This window comes from Microbacterium sp. FG3, from assembly GCF_057809335.1.
Window position 1 is genome coordinate 43,935 of the sequence record NZ_JBMDJT010000007.1, and the last position, 18,547, is coordinate 62,481.

At 74.0% G+C, this 18,547-nt stretch carries 20 protein-coding genes; 12 read left to right on the forward strand and 8 right to left on the reverse strand.

What is annotated here, in order from left to right; all coding sequences use genetic code 11:
* The first annotated feature begins 28 nt into the window (after positions 1-28).
* Together ACODR5_RS04060 and ACODR5_RS04065 are read left to right on the forward strand one after the other, a co-directional pair.
* Positions 29-1,360, forward strand: coding sequence for a hemolysin family protein (locus tag ACODR5_RS04060; protein ID WP_449854378.1), 1,332 nt, complete (start codon positions 29-31; stop codon positions 1,358-1,360).
* Positions 1,357-2,418 carry a hemolysin family protein gene (locus ACODR5_RS04065; protein WP_449854377.1) on the forward strand — a complete coding sequence of 354 codons (1,062 nt, stop codon included), beginning with the start codon at positions 1,357-1,359 and terminating at the stop codon, positions 2,416-2,418. Before ACODR5_RS04060 ends, ACODR5_RS04065 begins: the two co-directional genes overlap by 4 nt.
* Before the next feature lie 277 nt (positions 2,419-2,695).
* Here ACODR5_RS04065 and ACODR5_RS04070 read toward each other — a convergent pair whose 3' ends face one another.
* The gene (locus tag ACODR5_RS04070; protein WP_488982821.1) at positions 2,696-3,796 is read right to left on the reverse strand and encodes an NADH:flavin oxidoreductase/NADH oxidase; all 1,101 of its coding nucleotides are present in this window, start codon (positions 3,794-3,796) and stop codon (positions 2,696-2,698) included.
* A 61-nt stretch (positions 3,797-3,857) separates the two neighbouring features.
* On the opposite strand from ACODR5_RS04070, the gene ACODR5_RS04075 reads away from it, so the two are divergent.
* The 6 genes from ACODR5_RS04075 to ACODR5_RS04100 are packed head-to-tail and all read left to right on the forward strand — an operon-like array spanning position 3,858 to position 8,322.
* Entirely contained in the window at positions 3,858-4,778 is a 921-nt protein-coding gene (locus ACODR5_RS04075; RefSeq protein ID WP_460817491.1) for an ADP-dependent NAD(P)H-hydrate dehydratase, read from the forward strand.
* Positions 4,768-6,042 carry a hypothetical protein gene (locus ACODR5_RS04080; RefSeq protein ID WP_488982822.1) on the forward strand — a complete coding sequence of 425 codons (1,275 nt, stop codon included), beginning with the start codon at positions 4,768-4,770 and terminating at the stop codon, positions 6,040-6,042. Before ACODR5_RS04075 ends, ACODR5_RS04080 begins: the two co-directional genes overlap by 11 nt.
* Positions 6,043-6,051: 9 nt before the next feature.
* A complete protein-coding gene (locus ACODR5_RS04085) occupies positions 6,052-6,381 on the forward strand; it encodes a thiamine-binding protein (RefSeq protein ID WP_449854373.1) in 330 nt (109 codons plus the stop codon).
* Positions 6,382-6,436: 55 nt separating this feature from the next.
* Complete coding sequence (locus ACODR5_RS04090; protein ID WP_449854372.1) at positions 6,437-6,673, forward strand: ribbon-helix-helix domain-containing protein; 237 nt, start codon at positions 6,437-6,439, stop codon at positions 6,671-6,673.
* Positions 6,670-7,041 (forward strand): type II toxin-antitoxin system PemK/MazF family toxin, encoded by a 372-nt coding sequence (locus ACODR5_RS04095; RefSeq protein WP_449854371.1) that lies wholly within the window; start codon positions 6,670-6,672, stop codon positions 7,039-7,041. The genes ACODR5_RS04090 and ACODR5_RS04095 overlap by 4 nt, the downstream gene beginning before the upstream one ends.
* A 60-nt stretch (positions 7,042-7,101) precedes the next feature.
* A complete protein-coding gene (locus ACODR5_RS04100) occupies positions 7,102-8,322 on the forward strand; it encodes an MFS transporter (RefSeq protein ID WP_488982823.1) in 1,221 nt (406 codons plus the stop codon).
* Positions 8,323-8,390: 68 nt separating this feature from the next.
* On the opposite strand, the gene metX is transcribed toward ACODR5_RS04100, so the two are convergent.
* Both metX and ACODR5_RS04110 read right to left on the reverse strand, forming a co-directional pair.
* Complete coding sequence (metX, locus tag ACODR5_RS04105) at positions 8,391-9,596, reverse strand: homoserine O-acetyltransferase MetX (protein ID WP_488982824.1); 1,206 nt, start codon at positions 9,594-9,596, stop codon at positions 8,391-8,393.
* Positions 9,597-9,693: 97 nt separating this feature from the next.
* On the reverse strand, positions 9,694-11,010 hold the full coding sequence (locus ACODR5_RS04110; protein WP_488982825.1) for a bifunctional o-acetylhomoserine/o-acetylserine sulfhydrylase: 1,317 nt from the start codon (positions 11,008-11,010) through the stop codon (positions 9,694-9,696).
* Positions 11,011-11,145: 135 nt separating this feature from the next.
* Here ACODR5_RS04110 and ACODR5_RS04115 point away from each other — a divergent pair, with 135 nt between their 5' ends.
* Genes ACODR5_RS04115 through ACODR5_RS04130 form a run of 4 tightly spaced genes read left to right on the forward strand, consistent with a single transcriptional unit; the run spans position 11,146 to position 13,764 of the window.
* Positions 11,146-11,934, forward strand: a complete 789-nt coding sequence (locus ACODR5_RS04115; RefSeq protein ID WP_449854367.1) for an SDR family oxidoreductase — start codon at positions 11,146-11,148, stop codon at positions 11,932-11,934.
* On the forward strand, positions 11,931-12,431 hold the full coding sequence (locus ACODR5_RS04120; RefSeq protein ID WP_449854366.1) for a phosphoribosyltransferase: 501 nt from the start codon (positions 11,931-11,933) through the stop codon (positions 12,429-12,431). The genes ACODR5_RS04115 and ACODR5_RS04120 overlap by 4 nt, the downstream gene beginning before the upstream one ends.
* Positions 12,432-12,442: 11 nt before the next feature.
* Entirely contained in the window at positions 12,443-13,126 is a 684-nt protein-coding gene (locus ACODR5_RS04125) for a uracil-DNA glycosylase (protein WP_449854365.1), read from the forward strand.
* A gap of 5 nt (positions 13,127-13,131) precedes the next feature.
* Complete coding sequence (locus tag ACODR5_RS04130; RefSeq protein ID WP_449854364.1) at positions 13,132-13,764, forward strand: GNAT family N-acetyltransferase; 633 nt, start codon at positions 13,132-13,134, stop codon at positions 13,762-13,764.
* A gap of 104 nt (positions 13,765-13,868) precedes the next feature.
* Here ACODR5_RS04130 and ACODR5_RS04135 read toward each other — a convergent pair whose 3' ends face one another.
* The 5 genes from ACODR5_RS04135 to ACODR5_RS04155 form a co-directional block, all read right to left on the reverse strand.
* A complete protein-coding gene (locus ACODR5_RS04135) occupies positions 13,869-14,891 on the reverse strand; it encodes an alcohol dehydrogenase catalytic domain-containing protein (protein ID WP_449854363.1) in 1,023 nt (340 codons plus the stop codon).
* Positions 14,892-15,071: 180 nt separating this feature from the next.
* Positions 15,072-15,857 carry an ABC transporter ATP-binding protein gene (locus ACODR5_RS04140; protein ID WP_449854362.1) on the reverse strand — a complete coding sequence of 262 codons (786 nt, stop codon included), beginning with the start codon at positions 15,855-15,857 and terminating at the stop codon, positions 15,072-15,074.
* Positions 15,850-16,725, reverse strand: a complete 876-nt coding sequence (locus ACODR5_RS04145; RefSeq protein ID WP_488982826.1) for an ABC transporter ATP-binding protein — start codon at positions 16,723-16,725, stop codon at positions 15,850-15,852. The genes ACODR5_RS04140 and ACODR5_RS04145 overlap by 8 nt, the downstream gene beginning before the upstream one ends.
* Positions 16,722-17,594, reverse strand: coding sequence for an ABC transporter permease (locus ACODR5_RS04150; protein WP_488982827.1), 873 nt, complete (start codon positions 17,592-17,594; stop codon positions 16,722-16,724). The genes ACODR5_RS04145 and ACODR5_RS04150 overlap by 4 nt, the downstream gene beginning before the upstream one ends.
* Positions 17,591-18,544 (reverse strand): ABC transporter permease, encoded by a 954-nt coding sequence (locus ACODR5_RS04155; RefSeq protein ID WP_449854359.1) that lies wholly within the window; start codon positions 18,542-18,544, stop codon positions 17,591-17,593. The genes ACODR5_RS04150 and ACODR5_RS04155 overlap by 4 nt, the downstream gene beginning before the upstream one ends.
* Positions 18,545-18,547: the final 3 nt, after the last annotated feature.

Sequence of the window (18,547 nt, forward strand, 5' to 3'; positions counted from 1 at the left end):
TCGCGTGCGCACGCGGAGGCGATCCGGCATGACCGACTGGATCCTGATGGGGGTGGGGCTCCTTCTGACCGTGGGCACCGGGCTCTTCGTGGCCAGCGAGTTCGCCCTGGTCAACCTCGATCGCGCCGAGCTCGAGGCGCGGCAGCAGCGCGGCGAGCCGAAGCTCGTCATGACGATCCGCGCGCTGCGGCACACCTCCACGCACCTGTCGAGCGCGCAGCTCGGCATCACGCTCACGACGCTGCTGACGGGCTACACGCTCGAGCCGGCGTTCTCGCGCGCCCTCGCGCCGCTGTTCGACGCGCTCGGGCTGCCGCCCGAGGTGAGCGCGCCGATCGCGACCGTCGTGGCGATGGCGATCGCGACGATCCTGTCGATGATCCTCGGCGAGCTCGTGCCGAAGAACTTCGCGCTCGCGCTGCCCCTGGCCACAGCCAAGGTCGTCGCGCCGTTCCAGCTCGCCTTCACCGCGGTGTTCCGGCCCGCCGTCGCGCTGCTGAACGGCAGCGCCAACGCGGTGCTGCGCGGCGTGGGCATCGAGCCGAAGGAGGAGCTGTCGGGCGCCCGCACGGCAGAGGAGCTGTCGAGCCTCGTGCGCCGCTCGGCGACGGCCGGCGTGCTCGAGAAGGACACCGCGAGCCTGCTCGACCGGAGCCTGCGGTTCTCGCGCCTGAGCGCCTCGGACGTCATGACCCCGCGCCCGCGCATGCACGCGCTGGCGGCCTCCGACTCCGCCGAGGACGTCGTGCAGCTGGCCAGGCAGACCGGCCACAGCCGGTTCCCCGTGTTCGGCGACTCGCTCGACGACATCGTCGGCATCGTGCACCTCAAGGCCGCCGTCGGCGTGCCGCGCCACAAGCGGGCCGAGGTGCCCGCCGCGGCGCTTGCGACCGAGCCGCTGCGCACGCCCGAGACGGTGCACCTCGACGCGCTCATCGCCGAGCTGCGGGCACGCGGCTACCAGATGGCCGTCGTCGTGGACGAGTACGGCGGCACCGCGGGCGTCGTCACGCTCGAGGACCTCGTCGAGGAGATCGTGGGCGAGGTGGCCGACGAGCACGACCGGCGCCTGGCCGGCGTCGTGCGCCACCGCGACTCGCTCACCTTCCCCGGCCAGCTGCGGCCCGACGAGCTGCGCGACCGCGCCGCCGTCGAGGTGCCCGAGGACGACGCCTACGACACCGTCGGCGGCTACATCATGAGCGTGCTCGAGCGCGTGCCCGCCGTGGGCGACGCCGTGCGCCTCGAAGACGGCACCCTCACGGTGGAGCGCATGGACGGGCGCCGCGTGGACCGCGTGCGCTTCACACCCGATCCGCTCCCGGAGGGCGCCGACGTCCAGGGAGGTGACGAGCGATGAGCGACTGGATCGGACTCGTCTGGCTGGTCGTGCTGCTGCTGGCCAACGCGTTCTTCGTCGGCGCCGAGTTCGCCGTCATCTCCGCGCGCCGCTCGCAGATCGAGCCGCTCGCCGAGAAAGGCAACCGTGCGGCCAGGACGGCGCTGTACGCCATGGAGCACGCCACGCTCATGCTCGCGACCTCGCAGCTGGGCATCACGATCTGCTCGCTGCTGATCCTGAACGTCTCCGAGCCGGCGATCCACCACCTGCTCGCCGCGCCGCTGGGCCTCACGCCGCTGCCGGAGGCGGCCGTCGACACGGTCGCGTTCGTCATCGCGCTCGTGTTCGTGTCGTACCTGCACGTGGTCTTCGGCGAGATGGTGGCCAAGAACATCGCGTTCTCGGTGCCCGACCGCGCCGTGCTCATCCTCGCGACGCCGCTCGTGTGGGTGTCGAAGGTGTTCCACCCGGTGATCTTCGTGCTCAACTGGGTCGCCAACGCCGTGCTGCGCCTGTTCCGCGTCGAGCCGAAGGACGAGGCGAACTCGACCTTCACGCTCGACGAGGTGGCGACGATCGTCAGCCAGTCGCGCCGCGAGGGCGTGCTGGACGACGCGACGGGCACCGTCGCGGCCGTCGTGGAGTTCACCGACAAGGACGCCGTGGACGTCGCGGTGCCGCTGGATCGGATCGTCACGCTCCCCGAGCGCACGACGCCCGCCGAGATCGAGGCGGCCGTGGCCAAGCACGGCTACTCCCGCTACGTGATCGTCGACGACGAGGGCGAGCCCGTGGGCTACGTGCACCTCAAGGACATTCTGCGCGCCGCGGAGGGGGACGACGCCGACCGCGTGGTGGAGGCTCCGATCCCCGCCAAGCGGATCCACCACATGGTGCCCGTGCAGGAGACGACCGACCTGGAGGACGCGCTCGCGATCATGCGGCGCGCGGGCCGCCACCTCGCCCGCGTGCGCAACGCGCAGGGCGAGACGACGGCCGTGCTCTTCCTCGAGGACATCCTCGAGGAGCTCGTCGGCGAGGTCCACGACGCGACGGAGCGTGCGCGGCGCCGCTGATTTTCTGGATCTGCGCCGCTCGGGCACCCGCTGCGCGGGCGCCGCTCGCGTGCTCGGGCCGTCGCTCCGCTCCGGCCGGCAGCGCTTCGCGCTGCGGGGCGGCCGCACCCGCGGCCGCACGCTCGCGCTTCGCGCTCGCACAATGACCGGTCGCGGTGGTCGCTTCATCTCCGCGGCTTCGCCGCTGAAGTTCAGCAACCGATCGGTGCCACCCCTCGGTTGCTGAACGAAGGCCGCGCCAGCGGCCGAAGATGAAGCGACCAGCGCAACCCTCGCGTCAGTGCTTGGGGGCGCGATAGGCGCGGAGGTACTGCGGCGGCCACAGGGCGTCGGGGTGCTCGCCGAGCTCGGTGGCGGCGCGCAGGCCGAAGTGCGGGTCGCGCAGCCACTCGCGCGCCGCGAGCACGACGTCGGCCGAGCCCTCGGCCAGCACCTGCTCGGCCTGGGCGCCCGAGGTGATGATGCCGACGGCGCCCGTGGGCGCGCCCGTCACCTCGCGCACGCGGGCCGCGAGCGGCACCTGATAGCCGGGGCGCACGTCGATCCGCTGATGGGCGACGAGGCCGCCCGAGGAGATGTCGAAGAAGTCGGCGCCGGCCTCGACGGCCCACTGCGCGACCCGCGCGACGTCGTCCACGACGAGGCCGCCGGGCGCCGAGTCCTCGGCCGAGAAGCGCACGAGCACCGGCACGCCCGCGCCCACCTCGGCGCGCACGGCGCGGATGACGTCCAGGACGAGGCGGGCGCGGTTCTCGAGAGATCCGCCGTACTCGTCGTCGCGCTCGTTCGACAGCGGCGACAGGAACTGGTGCAGCAGGTAGCCGTGGGCGGCGTGCACCTCGAGGGCGTCGAAGCCGGCGTCGACGGCCCGGCGCGCGGCCGCCGTGAACGCCGCCACGATCTGCCCGATCCGCTCGGCGGGCATCGCCTCCGGCATCGCGTAGCCCTCGTACGCGAGCGCCGAGGGCGCCTCGGTGACCCAGCCGCCGCGATCCTGCGGCACGGATCCGCGGTGCTGCGTGCCGCCGCTCTCCTCGGCGAACGGCCACCACGTCGACGCCTTGCGGCCCGCGTGCGCCAGCTGCACGCCGGCCTTCGCGCCGCGGGCGTGGATCGCCGCGACCACCGGCCGCCAGGCGTCGCGCTGCGCGTCGTTCCAGATGCCGGCGTCGCGCGGCGAGATGCGGCCCTCGGGCACGACGGCCGTCGCCTCGGCGATCACGAGCCCGGCGCCGCCGGAGGCGAACTGGGCCAGGTGCACGTGGTGCCAGTCGTTCACGACCCCGTCCTCGGCGCTGTACATGCACATGGGCGCGACCCACAGGCGGTTGCGGAACTCGACCTCGCGGAGGGTGATCGGGGTGAACAGCTGGGACATGGGGATCCTTCCGTGTGGGAGGCGCGGGCGTCCTCCGGGCGGCACGACGTAATCTGGCGGCATGCCAGGGGGATACGCCAGGCCGAGCGATGAGACCTTCGAGTGGACCGCGGCCGATGCCGCGGCGCACCTGCGGGTGCCAACGGCCTCGGACCACAAGTATTCCCGGGGTGTGGTGCTGCTCGAGACCGGCTCGCCCGCGTACCCCGGCGCGGCGGTGCTCACGGCGGAGGGCGCGTGGCGCGCCGGCGCCGGCATGGTGCGGTGGCAGGGAGACCGCGATGTCGCGCGCCTCGTGCTGCAGCGCCGCCCCGAGACGGTGGTGAACACGGGCGAGCGGTTCGACGCCGCGGTGATCGGCTCCGGGGTGTCGGCGCGCGACCGCGACGGCGAGGTGACGGCGCGCTTCCGGGCGCTGCTGCGCGCCGACGCGCCGACCGTCGTCGACGCCGGCGCGCTCGACCTCGTCACGGATCTGCGCGGCCCCGTCGTCGTCACGCCGCACGAGGGGGAGCTGGGCGAGGTGCGGATCCCGCTGGGGCTCGGCATCGACGACCTCGACGGCGATCCGCTGCCGCGGCGCCTGCGGGCCGGCTTCGCGGAGCGGCTGCTCGCGGTGCGCGAGACCGCGGTCGCGCTGGGCGGGGTCGTGCTGCTCAAGGGCGCCGAGACGATCGTCGCCACGCCGGGCGGCTGGTGGACCGTCGTGCGCGCCGGGACGCCCTGGCTCGCCACGGCCGGCACGGGCGATGTGCTCGCCGGCGCGATCGGCGCCGTCGTCGCCGCCGCGCAGGCGCGCGCCGAGGGCGGGCTCGACGCCGAGGATCTCGGGCCGCTGGCGGCCACGGCGGCGTGGCTGCACGGCACCGCCGGCCGCCTCGCCTCGGGTGTCGACGGCGCCGCGCCGGGGCACCCCGTCACGGCGCTCGACGTGGCCGCCCGCCTGCCCGACGCCTTCGCGGCGGCGCTCCGTGCGCGCTGACCGGCCGCGCGCGCCGCACCGGCGCACGCGGGCGTGGCTGTGGGCGGGGTTCGTCGTCGTGCACGCGATCGTCGCGCTCCTGGGCTGGGCGCTGCCCAACCAGCCCATGGGCGACGTCTACCTCGTGTACGAGCCGTGGTCGGAGCAGGCGCTCGGGGGCGAGCGGATCGTGGGCGTCACAGAATCGTGGGTGTACCCGATCCTGGCCCTCGCGCCGATGCTGCTCACACAGGCGCTCGGCTTCCTTGGCCCGTACGAGATCGGGTGGGCGGTGCTCGTCACCGCGTGCGACGCGGCGGCCTTCGCCCTGCTCGTGGGCGGCGGGCGCTCGCGCGGGCGCGTGGCGGCCGCCTGGTTCTGGCTCGTGTTCGCGCTCGCGCTCGGACCCGTGGGCATGTACCGCCTCGACGCCGTCACGGTGCCGCTCGCCGTCGCCGGCGTGCTGTGGCTCGCGGGCCGCCCGCCCGTCGCCGGAGCGCTGCTGGCCGCCGCGACGTGGATCAAGATCTGGCCGGCGGCGCTGCTGGCCGTGGCCGTTGCCGCCCTGTGGCGGGCCGCGCGGGCCAGCGCGCTCGGCCTCGTCGTCGGCGCGGCGGTGCTCAGCGGCGTCGTCGTGGGCGTCGTCGCGATCGCGGGCGGCCTGCCGCATCTGCTGGGCTTCGTCGCCACGCAGCAGGACCGCGGCCTGCAGATCGAGGCGCCCGCCGCCACGCCGTACGTGTGGGGCGCTGTGGCCGGCCGGGACGGCTGGTTCCTGTTCTACGACCGCGACATCCTCACCTTCCAGGTCGCCGGCCCGGGCGTCGATGCGGTGGCCGCCGCGACGACCCCGCTGCTCGCGCTCGCCGCCGTCGCGATCGCGGCGCTCGCCGCCGTCAAGACGTGGCGCGGCGCCGCCGTGGCGGGGGTGCTGCCCCCGGCGGCGCTGGCCCTCGTGCTCGCGCTCATCGTGTGCAACCGCGTCGGCTCGCCGCAGTTCCACGCGTGGCTCATCGCGCCGCTCGTGCTGTGGCTCGTGTGGGACCGCCGGCGGGCGTGGCCGCTCGCGGCCCTCGCCCTCGTGTGCGCCGGGCTGACGCAGCTCGTGTACCCCGTGGCCTACTGGTCGCTGCTGGGCGCGGATCCGCTCGGCGCGGCGCTGCTGTCCGCGCGCAACCTCGCGCTCGTGGCGCTGCTGGCGTGGGCCCTCGTCCGGCTCGCGCGGGTCCCGGCGGGCCGGGATCGCGCCCGGGTCGGGGTGGATCCGCTGCGGTCGGCGGCATAGCCTCGGAGCATGCTCATCGCCTTCTCCGTCGCCCCGAGCGGCGCGCCCTCGGGCGCCACCGCGAACCCGGACGGCTCCGTCCACGACGCCGTCGCCGCGGCCGTCCGCGTCGTCCGCGACTCAGGCCTGCCCCACCGCACCACCTCGATGTTCACCGAGGTCGAGGGGGAGTGGGACGAGGTCATGGACGTCGTCCGGCGCGCCACCGACGCCGTCATGCCCTTCGGATCGCGCGTGTCGCTCGTGCTCAAGGCCGACATCCGTCCCGGCCGCACGGGCGAGCTCGACGGCAAGATCGAGCGCCTCGAGCGCGCCCTCGGCGAGGACGCGGCGGATTAGGCTGCGCCGGGCCCGAGCCGGGCCAGCCGTTGCGAGCGGCACTATGATTGGCGCTATGAGCCTGAGTATGAAGGCCTTCAGCGGCAGCCTGCCGGAGAACGATCTCGCCTTCCTCGAGGAGTACGGACGGCGTCACCGCCTGGCGAGTCGATCGGCCTCGCTGCGGGCGGCGGTGCGCGCGCTTCGGGAGGCCGAGGCCGAGCGCGAGTACGTCACGGCTTTCGAGGAGTTCGAGGCGTCGGGCGACGCCGCGCTCTGGGACGGCGTCAGCGGTGACGGGCTGAGGGCGTGAGGCCCGACATCCCCCGCCTGCGTGGCGACATCTGGGACGTCGAGTTCGACCCCGCCCAGCCCGGGGAGGTCGCGAAGACGCGGCCGGCGGTGATCGTGTCGAACGACGGGGCGAACCGGGCCGCGCTTCGCGCACGCGCCGGGGGTGTGCTCGTCGTCGTGCCGATCACCTCGAACATCGCGAACGTGCTGACCTTCCAGACGCGACTTCCCGCCGACGACCTCACCGGGCTGACGACGGAGTCGAAGACGCAGCCCGAGCAGCTGCGGGCGGTGCACGTCCGCCGGCTGGTGCGGCGTCGTGGCGCGCTCAACGCCGAGCAGCAGGCCGCGCTGGACGCCGCGATCACCGATCACCTCGCGCTCTGAGCGGTCCGGTCCCGGGGAAGGGTGAGCGCCCGCCGCACCGGGAGCCATTAGGCTGAACGGGTGACCACCTCGACACCCGTGTCGGGGGGTGCGGCGAGGATGGCGCTCCTCTCGCTCGCCATCGGCGCCTTCGGCATCGGCATGACCGAGTTCGTCTCGATGGGGCTGCTGCCCGGGATCGCGAGCGACCTGCTGCCCGACCTGTATGCCGCCCGCACGGAGGACGCCATCGCGCGGGCCGGCCTGCTCATCAGCCTCTACGCGCTGGGCGTCGTGCTGGGCGCCCCGACGATCGCCGGCTTCGCGTCGCGCTTCCCGCGCCGCCGCGTGGTGATGGCGCTCGTCGCGGCGCTGCTCGTCTTCAACGTGCTCACGGTCATCGCGCCGACGTTCGAGCTCGTCGCGGTCTCGCGCTTCCTCTCCGGCGTGCCGCACGGCGCGTTCTTCGGGATGGGCGCGCTCGTCGCGAGCGAGCTGCTCGGGCCGGACAAGCGCGGCCGCGCCGTGGCGCTCATGATGACCGGGCTCACCGTCGCCAACGTCGTCGGGGTGCCGGCCGGCACCTTCCTCGGCCAGGCCGTCGGATGGCGGGCGGCCTACGTGGTCGTCGCGCTCGTCTTCGCGCTCGCGTTCGTCATGTGCGCGCGGTTCCTGCCCGCGCAGCCCGGCGATCCCGGGCGCACCTTCCGGCACGAGCTGCGCGTGTTCCTCATCCCGCAGGTCTGGTTCGCGATCGGGGTCGGCGCGATCGGTTTCGGCGCCTTCTTCGCGATCTACAGCTACGTCGCCACGCTCGTGACCGAGGCCGCCGGCGCGCCCGAGTGGCTCGTGCCGTTCGCGCTCATGGCGCTGGGGCTCGGCATGGTGGTGGGCAACCTGTTCGGCGGGCGCCTGGCCGACATCAGCGTGACCCGCACGCTCGTGGCGGGGCTGGGCGGGATGTCGGCCGCATCGGTGATCGTCGCGGTCCTGTCGAGCTGGAGCATCGCGCTCGTCGCCGCCCTGTTCGTCTTCGGGCTCATCGCGCAGCTGATCAACCCCGCCATCCAGCTGCGCCTGTTCGACGTGGCCCACGAGCACCAGGCGCTCGCCGGGGCGCTCAACCACTCGGCGCTGAACATCGGCAACAGCGTGGGCGCGGCCGTCGGCGGCGCCGTGATCGCGGGCGGCTTCGGCTACGTCGCGCCCGCGTGGGCCGGCGCGGTGCTGGCGTTCGCCGGCGTCCTCATCGCGCTCGCCTCGTTCGCCGTCGATCGGCGATCCGTGCGCGTCGCCGCCTGATCTGATCCGGACGTCCCGCCGATCCGCCCGATCCTCCTGATCCGGCGCCGTTCGTTCCCGGGCGCGCGTCAGGCCTCGAGCAGCCGCCGCAGGTGGTACCCGACGGCCCCGGTCTCGATGAGGAAGCCGTCGTGGCCGAAGTCGCTGGGGACGACGACGGCACGGTCGCCGTCGAGCGCGCGCGGGATGCCGCGCGCGATGCGGTGCTGGCCGCCGATGGGGAACAGCCGGTCGGAGTCGATCCCCAGCACGAGCGTGCGGGCGGTGACGCGCGAGAGCGCCTCCTCGACGCCGCCGCGGTCGCGGCCCACGTCGTGCGAGTCCATGGCCTCGATGAGGCGCACGTAGCTGTTGGCGTCGAAGCGGCGCGTGAACCGGTTGCCGTGGAAGTCGAGGTACGACTCCACGGCGAAGCGGCCGCCGTGGCCCAGCGGGCTCACGCCCGACTGCCACGAGCGCTGGAAGCGCTGGTTCAGCTCGGTGGGGCTGCGGTAGTTCAGCAGCGCCATGCGCCGGGCCAGCGCGAGGCCGCGGTGCGGGCCCTCGCCGTCGGGCGCGTCGTAGTACTCGCCGCCGCGGAAGCGCGGATCCATCTCGATCGCCTGCCGCTGCACCGAGTTCAGCGCGATCTGGTCGGCCGTGTTCAGCGGCGGCGCCGAGAGCACTGCGAGCCGCTCGACGCGCTCGGGCAGCGTCGCGGCCCATTCCAGGGCGTGCATGCCGCCCATCGACCCGCCGATCACGGCCGCCCACACCTCGATGCCGAGCGCATCGGCCAGGCGCTCCTGCGCCTCGACCTGGTCGCGGATCGTGAGGAAGGGGAAGCGCGAGCCCCACGGATCGCCGTCGGGGTGGACGCTCGCCGGGCCCGTCGATCCCTGGCACCCGCCGAGCATGTTGGGCGCCACGACGAACCAGCGATCCGTGTCGACCGCGCGTCCCGGGCCGACGATGTCGTCCCACCAGCCCGCCGTGGGGTGGCCGGGCACGGCGGGGCCGGCGACGTGGCTGTCGCCCGTGAAGGCGTGCGCGATGAGCACGGCGTTGTCGCGCGCGGGGTTCAGCTCGCCCCACGTCTCGTACGCGATGCGGAACGACGGCAGCGCGCGGCCGCTCTCGGTCATCAGCTCGCCGAAGGTCTCGAAGCGGCGCTCGCCCACAGGATCGCCCTCGCGCCAGGCGCCCGTCGCCGGGGGACGGCCGACCATCGACCGCGCGTCCTGCTCGGTGACGAGCGCGGACGGCACGGTGTCCTCGGAGATCTGCCAGTCCATCCGCCTCATTCTGCCGTGCCGGGGCGTCGCGCCGCCGGAGTGTTACGAACGGGCCGGGCCCGCACGCGCGTGGCGTGCGGGCCCGGGTGAGCGCGGCTCAGGCGCGCGCGGTGGGGGCGCCCGAGCGGGCCGCCTCGAGCGCCTGCTCGAGGTCGGCCGTGAGGTCGGCGACGTTCTCGAGGCCGACCGACAGCCGCACGAGGCCCGGCGTGACGCCGGCCGTGAGCTGCTGCTCGGGCGTGAGCTGCGAGTGCGTGGTCGAGGCGGGGTGGATGACGAGCGAGCGCACGTCGCCGATGTTCGCGAGGTGGCTGAACAGCTTCAGCGCGTTCACGAACGCGCGGCCGGCGTCCACGCCGCCCTTGAGCTCGAACGAGAGCACGGCGCCCACGCCCTTCGGGGCGTAGCGGTTCGCCGCCTCGTACCAGGGCGAGCTCGGCAGGCCCGAGTAGCTCACCGAGGCCACGTCGTCGCGCGCCTCCAGCCACTCCGCCACCGCCTGCGCGTTCTGCACGTGCCGCTCGATGCGCAGCGACAGCGTCTCGATGCCCTGGATGAGCTGCCACGCGTTGTTGGGCGAGACCGCCGATCCCAGGTCGCGCAGCAGCTGCACGCGCGCCTTGGTGATGTACGCGACGCCGTCGCCGAGCACGCCCGTGTAGCTCACGCCGTTGTACGACGGGTCCGGCTCGGTGAGGCCGGGGAAGCGATCGGCGTGCTGCGACCACGGGAAGGTGCCGCCGTCGACGATCGCGCCGGCGACCACGGTGCCGTGCCCGGCGAGGAACTTCGTGGCGGAGTGCACGACGATGTCGGCGCCGTGCTCGAAGGGACGGATGAGGTAGGGCGTGGCGATCGTGTTGTCGACGATGAGCGGCAGACCGTTCTCGTGCGCGATGTCGGCGACCGTGCGGATGTCGAGCACGTTCGCCTGCGGGTTGCCCACCGTCTCGGCGAAGAACAGCTTCGTGTTCGGGCGGATCGCGGCGCGCCAGGCCTCGGGGTCGTCCTGGTTCTCGACGAACGTCGTCTCGATGCCGAGCTTGGCGAGCGTGTACTTGAAGAGGTTGTACGTGCCGCCGTAGATGGAGCTGGACGAGACGATGTGGTCGCCCGCCTGCGCGATGTTCAGCACCGCGAACGTCTCGGCCGCCTGGCCGCTGGCCACGAGCAGCGCGCCCGTGCCGCCCTCGAGCGCCGCGATGCGCTGCTCGGCGACGTCCTGCGTGGGGTTCATGATGCGGGTGTAGATGTTGCCGGTCTCGGCGAGGGCGAACAGGTTCGCCGCGTGATCCGCGTCCTTGAAGACGTACGCCGTGGTCTGGTACAGCGGCGTCGCGCGCGCGCCGGTCGTGGGATCGGGCTGCGCGCCGGCGTGGATCTGCTTGGTCTCGAAGCGCCAGTTCTCGGTCATGATGCGTCCTCGTGTCTCTCGTGCGCGGCCTTCCGCCGGTCGCACGGGCGACGCTACGCGCGCGGGCAAGGCCGCGGCAACGGCCCGGAAACGCGGCGTCACAATCGGCGCCCGGCGCCGCGATACCGTGGAGGCATGGCGAACAGACGCGCGGTCGTGACCGGGGCGAGCTCGGGGATCGGAGCGGCGACCGTGAGGGCGCTGCGCGACGCGGGATGGGATGTCGTGGGCGTGGCCAGGCGGGCCGATCGCCTCAGGGAGCTGGCGGCCGAGACCGGGGCGGACACCTTCGCCGCGGATCTCACCTCGCAGACCGACGTCGACGCGCTCGCCGCGCACCTCGCGCACACCGGTCCCGTGCACGCGCTCGCGCACGTGGCGGGAGGCGCGAAGGGCACCGATCGCGTGGAGGACGGCGCGGCCGCCGACTGGCTGTGGATGTACGAGGTGAACGCCCTGTCGGCGCAGCGCCTCGTGCAGGCGCTGCTGCCGCAGCTGCGCGGCACCGCCGCGGCCGAGTCGACGCACGCAGACCTGCTGTTCGTCACCTCCACCGCCGCGCAGGTGGCGTACCCGGGAGGCGGCGGCTACAACGCCGCGAAGGCCGCCGAGAGCATGCTCGTGCACGCGCTGCGGCAGGAGCTGAACGGCGAGCCGCTGCGCGTCGTCGAGATCGCGCCCGGCATGGTGCACACCGAGGAGTTCACGCTGAACCGCACGGGCGATCCCGCCGCCGTCGAGGCGCTGTACGCCGACGTCGACGGGCCGCTCGTCGCCGAGGACGTCGCCGACGTCATCGCCTACGCGCTGAACGCCCCCGGCCACGTCAACCTCGACCTCGTCACGATGCGCCCCGTCGCGCAGGCCGCGCAGCACATGCTGCATCGCGGGCCGCTCGCGCCGCGCGAGGAGCCCGGCGCATGACGGCGCCGCGCGAGGTGCTCACCTGGCAGGGCTTCGGCGATGCCACGCGCGAGCTGTCGCGGCGGATCGTGGCCGACGGGTTCGTGCCCGAGGTCGTCGTCGCGATCGCGCGCGGCGGGCTGCTGCCGGCGGGCGCGCTCGCGTATGGCCTGGGCGTGAAGAACTGCGGCGCCATCAACATGGAGTTCTACACGGGCATCGGCACGGTTCTCGACGCCCCCGAGGTGCTGCCGCCCGCGCTCGACATGGACTACCTCGACGGCCGGCGCGTGCTGCTCGTCGACGACGTCGCCGACTCGGGGCGCACGCTGCGGATGGCGGTGGATCTGCTCGCCGCGAAGGGCGCGGACGTGCGCTCGGCGACCATCTACACGAAGCCGTCCACGATCATCCAGCCGGACTACGCGTGGCGCGACACGGATCGGTGGATCGACTTCCCCTGGTCGGCCGCCGGCTCGGTGGTCGAGGAGGACGCCGGCCTGGCCCCGTCGGCGTGAGCATGCCGGGCATGACGCTGCCGCAGCTGGCGGAGGCGGGGCTGATCGACGCGGGCTGGGCCGACGCCCTTGCGCCCGTGGCGGGCGAGATCGCCGCGCTCGGCGACCGGCTGCGTGCGGAGGTCGCCGCCGGCCGGCCGTACCTGCCGGCGGGGGAGCACGTGCTGCGGGCGTTCCAGCGGCCGCTCGCCGACGTGCGGGTGCTCGTCGTCGGCCAGGATCCGTACCCCACGCCCGGCCATCCCATCGGCCTGTCGTTCGCCGTCGAGCGCCACGTGCGCCCGCTGCCGCGCAGCCTCGCCAACATCTACCGCGAGCTGCACGACGACCTCGGCATCCCGCCGGCCGCGCACGGCGATCTGTCGGCCTGGGCGGACCAGGGCGTGATGCTGCTCAACCGCGTGCTCACGGTGCGGCCCGGCGCGCCGGCCTCACACCAGGGCTGGGGCTGGGAGCGCGTGACGGAGCACGCGATCCGCACGCTCGCGGCGCGCGGCGGCCCGCTCGTGGCGGTCCTGTGGGGGAACCAGGCACGCTCGCTCGCGCCGCTGCTGGGCGACGTGCCGCGCGTGGAGTCGGCGCACCCCTCGCCGCTCTCGGCGAACCGCGGCTTCTTCGGCTCCCGCCCGTTCTCGCGCGTCGACGCGCTGCTGCGGGCACAGGGCGCCGGCCCGGTGGACTGGCGCGTAATCTGATGCCCATGCTCGATGAGTCGTACGAGAGGCGCCGCCGGCGGCACCTGCGCAGCCGTCAGGTGAGCGAGGAGCGCCCGTTCTCGTACGAGATCCGACCGGCGAGGCTCGAGGACATCCCGGACATCCGCGAGATCTACAACTACTACGTCATGAACTCGGTCGTGACCTTCGACGAGAAGCGGTGGACCCACACGCAGTGGGTCGAGAAGTTCGAGCATCTCCAGAGGCTCGGCCTGCCGTTCCTCGTCGCCGTCTCTCCGTCGGGGCAGGTGCTCGGGTACGCGCTCGTCTCGCCGTGGGCCGGCAAGTCGGCGTTCCGCTACACCGTGGAGAACTCCGTCTACCTCGGCCAGGCCGCCACGGGGAAGGGTCTCGGCCGCGCGCTGCTGGAGGCGCTCATCGAGGCGTGCGAGGAGATCGGGCTGCACCAGCTCGTCGCCGTCATCAGCGACAAGGGCGCCGAGGCATCCATCGCGCTGCACCAGAAGCTCGGCTTCGTCGAGGTGGGGCGGATGGGGCGCGTCGGCTTCAAGTTCGGCCGCTGGCTCGGCACCGTATACCTGCAGAAGCAGCTCAAGCCCCGCAAGAAGCCCGGCGTGCTCTCCCGCATCTTCGGGAGGGGCGAGCAGTCTTCCTGACCGCGGGGTTGCACCACTCGGTCGCACCCATCGGTTGCTGAACGGAGCGGCCGGAGGCCGCGGAGATGAAGCGACCACCGCAAGCCGCGCCGCGGCCCCGGGCGTCAGCGGCGGGGCTGGACGGAGGCGCGCGGGGCGATCGGGGCCGGCTGCGTGAGCAGGGTCGGCAGGTACGACATCGGCACGGCGGGCGAGACGAGCTGCTCCCACGGCCAGCGGTCGCGGGCCTCGGCGAGATAGGCGACGGCCTCGGCCAGGTGCCGCGGCTCCGAGCCGAGCACGCCGGCGACCGAGAGCCGGCGGTCGACGAGGCGCTCGGTGTCGAGCGCGAGCGGATCGGCGGCGGCACGGGACCCGACGAGCGCGAGACGGCCGCCGATCGCGAGCGCGTCGAACGCGGGCGCCGGCGGCATCCGGAACACGAGCGCGATGTCGACGTCGGGCAGCGGGGCGCCGGGCGCGACGGCCTCCGTCGCGCCGAACGCCCGGACCATGGCGCGGCGCGAGGCATCGCGGTCGACGGCCACCACGGTGGACGCGCCCCGGTCGGTGGCGACGGCCGCCGCCGTGAGGCCGAGCATGCCGGCGCCGCCGACGAGCACCCGCGCGCCGCGCAGCGGTCCGACGGCGTCGAGCGCGGCCATGACGGTGGCGGCGGCGCAGCCGGCCGACGACGCGACGGCGTCGCACAGCACCTCCGGCACGCGGGCCACCGTCGCGCCACGGGGCAGCAGCACGTGCGCGGCGAACGAGCCCGACAGCGGCCACGACCCGTCGATCGGCTCCTCGCCGAACCGGCGCAGCATGCGGCAGGCCGCGGTGCGGCCCCCACGGCAGCGGTCGCATCGGCCGCACGCGACCGTCGGCCCCCACACGACCCTGTCCTTCACGGCGGCGGGGGCGCCGGGCCCGGCGGCGACGACGCGGCCGACGCCCTCGTGCCCGAGGACCCGCGAGGGGCCGGACGCGGCGGGCGCGCGATCCGCGGCGCACACGGTGGCGAGATCGACGGCCACGAGCAGCTCGCCCTGACCCGGCTGGGGCAGGGCGATGCGCTCGACCGACACGCTTCCGCCGCGCAGCACGGCGGCGGTCGTGGTGCCCGTGGTCACCTCGCGTACGCTCACGCCGCCACCTCCCCCTGCTGCCCGACTCGAACGGTCTCCCTAGGGTCGCCCGCGCTCCGGAACGCGCCCGGTATGTCGGGTGAACGGCAGGTGAATTGCACGGATCGGATTACCGACGGCCCGATCCGGCGCCGCGCCGGCGCCCCGATCCGCGTCCGCCGGAGCGTCGATCCGGCCGCGTCAGATGGTGGGGATCGAGGCGAGCAGGCGCCGCGTGTACTCCTCGCGTGGGCGGCGCAGCACCTCGGAGGTCGGGCCGGATTCGACCACGGCCCCTCCCTTCATGACCACCACGGTGTCGCACAGGTTCTGCACCACGCCGATGTCGTGCGAGACCATGACGAGCGTCAGGCCCTCGCGCTCGCGCAGCCCCCGCAGCAGCTCGAGGATCTGCGCGCGCACGGTCACGTCGAGGGCCGAGAGCGGCTCGTCGCCGAACAGCACCAGGGGTCGATGCGCGATCGCCCGCGCGAGGGCGATGCGCTGGCGCTGCCCGCCCGAGAACTCGTGCGGGTGCCGATCCGCCATGTCGGGATCGAGGCCCACGTCGGCGAGCACCTCGCGCACCCTCGCGCGGTGGTCTCCGTCCACGCCGAGCGCCCACAGCGGCTCGTCCACGATCCGGCCCACGCTCATGCGGGGATCGAGGGACGCGTACGGATCCTGGAAGACGACGCCGGTCATGCGGCGCAGCCAGTGCAGCGAGCGCGCCGACGCGCGGGCGTCCACGGCGCGCCCGTCGACCTCGACGGTGCCCGAGGTAGGCCGGTCGAGCCCGAGCAGCAGCCGCACGAGCGTCGACTTGCCCGACCCGGACTCGCCGATGACGCCGACGGCCTCGCCGCGCGCGATGTCGAGGTCGGTCGGCTGCAGCGCCGTCGTGACCCGTCGCGGCGAGAACGCCCTCGCGCGCGGCGCCGCGTACGCGCGCCCGAGCCCCCGCGCCCGGATCAGCACATCACTCATCCGCCGCTCCCTCATCCGGCGAGACAGCATCCTGGCGCCGAGACAGCGGACGCTGCACGCTGTCTCGGCGCGCGGTTGCTGTCTCGCTGCCCTCGCCGCGCCACAGGGTCGCGGTCGCGTCGCGGAGCAGGCCCTGCGTCACGGGGTGCGCCGGGTCCGTGAGCAGGCGCGGCACGGGCCCGCGCTCGACGACTCGGCCGCGCTCGAGCACGATGCCCTCCGCGGCGACCTGCGAGAGCACGGCGAGGTCGTGGGTGATGAACAGCAGCGACATGCCCGCGTCGTCGACCAGCCCCAGCAGCAGCTCGAGGATCTCGGCCTGGATCGTCACGTCGAGGGCGGTCGTGGGCTCGTCGGCGATGAGCAGGCGCGGTCCGCACGCCAGCGCCATCGCGATGGCCACGCGCTGCCGCTGCCCGCCCGAGAGCTGGTGCGGGTAGCGGTTCACGATCGCCTCGGGGTCGGGCAGGCGCACGCGCGCCGCCTCGGCCACGGCGATCCGCCGCGCCTGCGCCCGCGAGACGCCGCGGTGGATGCGCACGGCCTCGGCGATCTGCCGGCCCACGGTCCGGATGGGGTTCAGCGCCTTCTGCGGCTCCTGGAACACCATCGCCAGCTCGTCGCCGCGCAGCGCCGCCAGCCGCCGCTCGGGCATGCCGAGCAGCTCCGTCCCGTCCCAGCGGATCGATCCGGTCGCCGTGGCGCCGTCGGGCAGCAGGCCCAGGATGGCCAGGGCGGTGAGCGACTTGCCCGAGCCGGACTCGCCGATCAGCCCGGCGCGCGATCCGTCCGACACCTCGAACGAGACGCCGTCGACCACGCGCCGGCCGTCGATCTCGATCGCGAGATCGCGTACCTCGAGGCTCACGCGACCACCCCCGGCGTCGTGTGCGGGATGCGCTGGCGGTCGCCGTGGCGCAGGGTCGGATCGGTCGCCTCGCGCAGGGCATCGCCCAGCAGGTTGAGCGCGAGCACGGTGAGGGTGATCGCCAGGCCCGGCCACACGACGGAGGTGGGGTGGATCGCGATGTAGCGCTGCAGCTCGCTCAGCAGCAGGCCCCACGACGGCTCGGTGACGGTGGCGCCGAAGCCGAGGTACGACAGCCCGGCCTCGGCGAGTACCGCCACGGCCATGCCCCACGACAGCTGCACGATGAAGATCGGCGCGACGTTGGGCAGCAGGTGCCGCGTGAGGTTCTGCCACGGCGTGAGCCCGGCGGCGCGGCCGGCGAGCACGAAGTCGCTGCGCTGCACGCGGCGCAGCTCGGGGCGCGTGACGCGGGCGATGTTCACGCCGAAGCCGATGCCCACCGCCCACACGACCACCCACAGCGATCCGCCCCACACCGAGGAGATCATCATCGCGATGAGCAGCACGGGGAAGGCGATGAGGATGTCGATGAGCACCGCGACGGCCTCGCGCGTCCAGCGCGGGGTGAGGGCGCCGAGCACCGCGAGCACCATGCCGAACAGCGTCGCCACGAGCGCGGCGCCGACCGCCACGAAGATGGTCGTGCGGGCGCCGACCATGAGCAGGCTCAGGATGTCGCGGCCGGTGTTGTCGGTGCCGAGCAGGTGCGGCCAGCTCGGGCCGGCCCAGCGGGCGGCCGTGTCGACCGCGCGCGGATCGAAGGGCGTCCACAGCAGCGACACGAGCGCCGTCGCGGCGATCACCGCCACGACGACGAGCCCGAAGCGGCCCGTGCCCGAGCGCCACAGTCGCGCGAGCGTGGTCATCCGGCCTCCCTCTGCCGCGGATCGACGGCATGATGCAGCAGGTCGACGAGGAAGCCGACGGCGAGCACGAAGCCCGTGAGCACGAGCAGCTCGCCCTGCACCTTCTCGAGGTCGCGCGCTCCCACGTCGGTCACGAGCATGCGGCCGATGCCCGGCAGGTTGAACACCTGCTCGATCACGACGGCGCCCACGATGATCCCCGCCACCTGCACGCCCAGCACCGTGACGACCGACAGCCCGACGCTCGGCAGCCCGTGCCGCAGCAGCGCCTGCGTGCGCGTCAGTCCCTTCGCGGCGGCGGTGCGGACGAAATCCTCGCCGAGAGCCTGCAGCGTGGCGCTGCGCACGAACCGCAGCAGCACGGCACCCTCCACGACGCCGATCGTGAGAGCGGGCAGGAGGAGCGCGCGCAGCGCCTCCCACGGCGTGGACCAGCCGGTGCGGGTGGGGAAGCCCTGCGCGGGCAGCCAGCCGAGCCCCACGGCGAAGACGACGACGAGCATCATGCCGGCCCACACCACGGGCACGGCGGCCAGCCCCTGCGCCACCACGCTGATCGCGGTGCCCGAGGCGCGGCCGCGCCGCAGCGCCGAGAGCACGCCGAAGGGCACGGCCACGAGCAGCGCGATGAGCATGGCGAGCAGACCGAGGGGCACGGTCACCTCGGCCTTGCGCGCGAGCTCGGGGGCCACGGGCGCGCCCGTGAGGAAGGACGATCCCAGATCCCCGCGCAGCACGCCGCCGATCCAGTCGGCGTACTGCGCGAGCAGCGGGCGGTCGAGCCCCAGCTGGGTGCGGATCCGCGCCGCCTGCTCGGGCGTGCCGTTCGTGCCGGAGATGAGCTGCGCGACGTCGCCGGGCAGCACGCGCAGGGTGAGGAAGATGATCGCGCTCGCCACGACGAGGCCCACCGCGAGCAGCAGCAGCCTTGTGAGCGCGTAGCGGATCACCCG

Coding starts and splice junctions, on each gene's coding strand:
- ACODR5_RS04070 (WP_488982821.1), bottom strand. CDS start 3,796: ATGTCCCAGCTGTTCACCCCGATCACCCTCCGCGAGGTCGAGTTCCGC.
- ACODR5_RS04110 (WP_488982825.1), bottom strand. CDS start 11,010: ATGACCGAGAACTGGCGCTTCGAGACCAAGCAGATCCACGCCGGCGCG.
- ACODR5_RS04060 (WP_449854378.1), top strand. CDS start 29: ATGACCGACTGGATCCTGATGGGGGTGGGGCTCCTTCTGACCGTGGGC.
- ACODR5_RS04065 (WP_449854377.1), top strand. CDS start 1,357: ATGAGCGACTGGATCGGACTCGTCTGGCTGGTCGTGCTGCTGCTGGCC.
- ACODR5_RS04140 (WP_449854362.1), bottom strand. CDS start 15,857: ATGAGTGATGTGCTGATCCGGGCGCGGGGGCTCGGGCGCGCGTACGCG.
- ACODR5_RS04130 (WP_449854364.1), top strand. CDS start 13,132: ATGCTCGATGAGTCGTACGAGAGGCGCCGCCGGCGGCACCTGCGCAGC.
- ACODR5_RS04085 (WP_449854373.1), top strand. CDS start 6,052: ATGCTCATCGCCTTCTCCGTCGCCCCGAGCGGCGCGCCCTCGGGCGCC.
- ACODR5_RS04150 (WP_488982827.1), bottom strand. CDS start 17,594: ATGACCACGCTCGCGCGACTGTGGCGCTCGGGCACGGGCCGCTTCGGG.
- ACODR5_RS04090 (WP_449854372.1), top strand. CDS start 6,437: ATGAGCCTGAGTATGAAGGCCTTCAGCGGCAGCCTGCCGGAGAACGAT.
- ACODR5_RS04115 (WP_449854367.1), top strand. CDS start 11,146: ATGGCGAACAGACGCGCGGTCGTGACCGGGGCGAGCTCGGGGATCGGA.
- ACODR5_RS04120 (WP_449854366.1), top strand. CDS start 11,931: ATGACGGCGCCGCGCGAGGTGCTCACCTGGCAGGGCTTCGGCGATGCC.
- ACODR5_RS04075 (WP_460817491.1), top strand. CDS start 3,858: ATGCCAGGGGGATACGCCAGGCCGAGCGATGAGACCTTCGAGTGGACC.
- ACODR5_RS04125 (WP_449854365.1), top strand. CDS start 12,443: ATGACGCTGCCGCAGCTGGCGGAGGCGGGGCTGATCGACGCGGGCTGG.
- metX (WP_488982824.1), bottom strand. CDS start 9,596: ATGGACTGGCAGATCTCCGAGGACACCGTGCCGTCCGCGCTCGTCACC.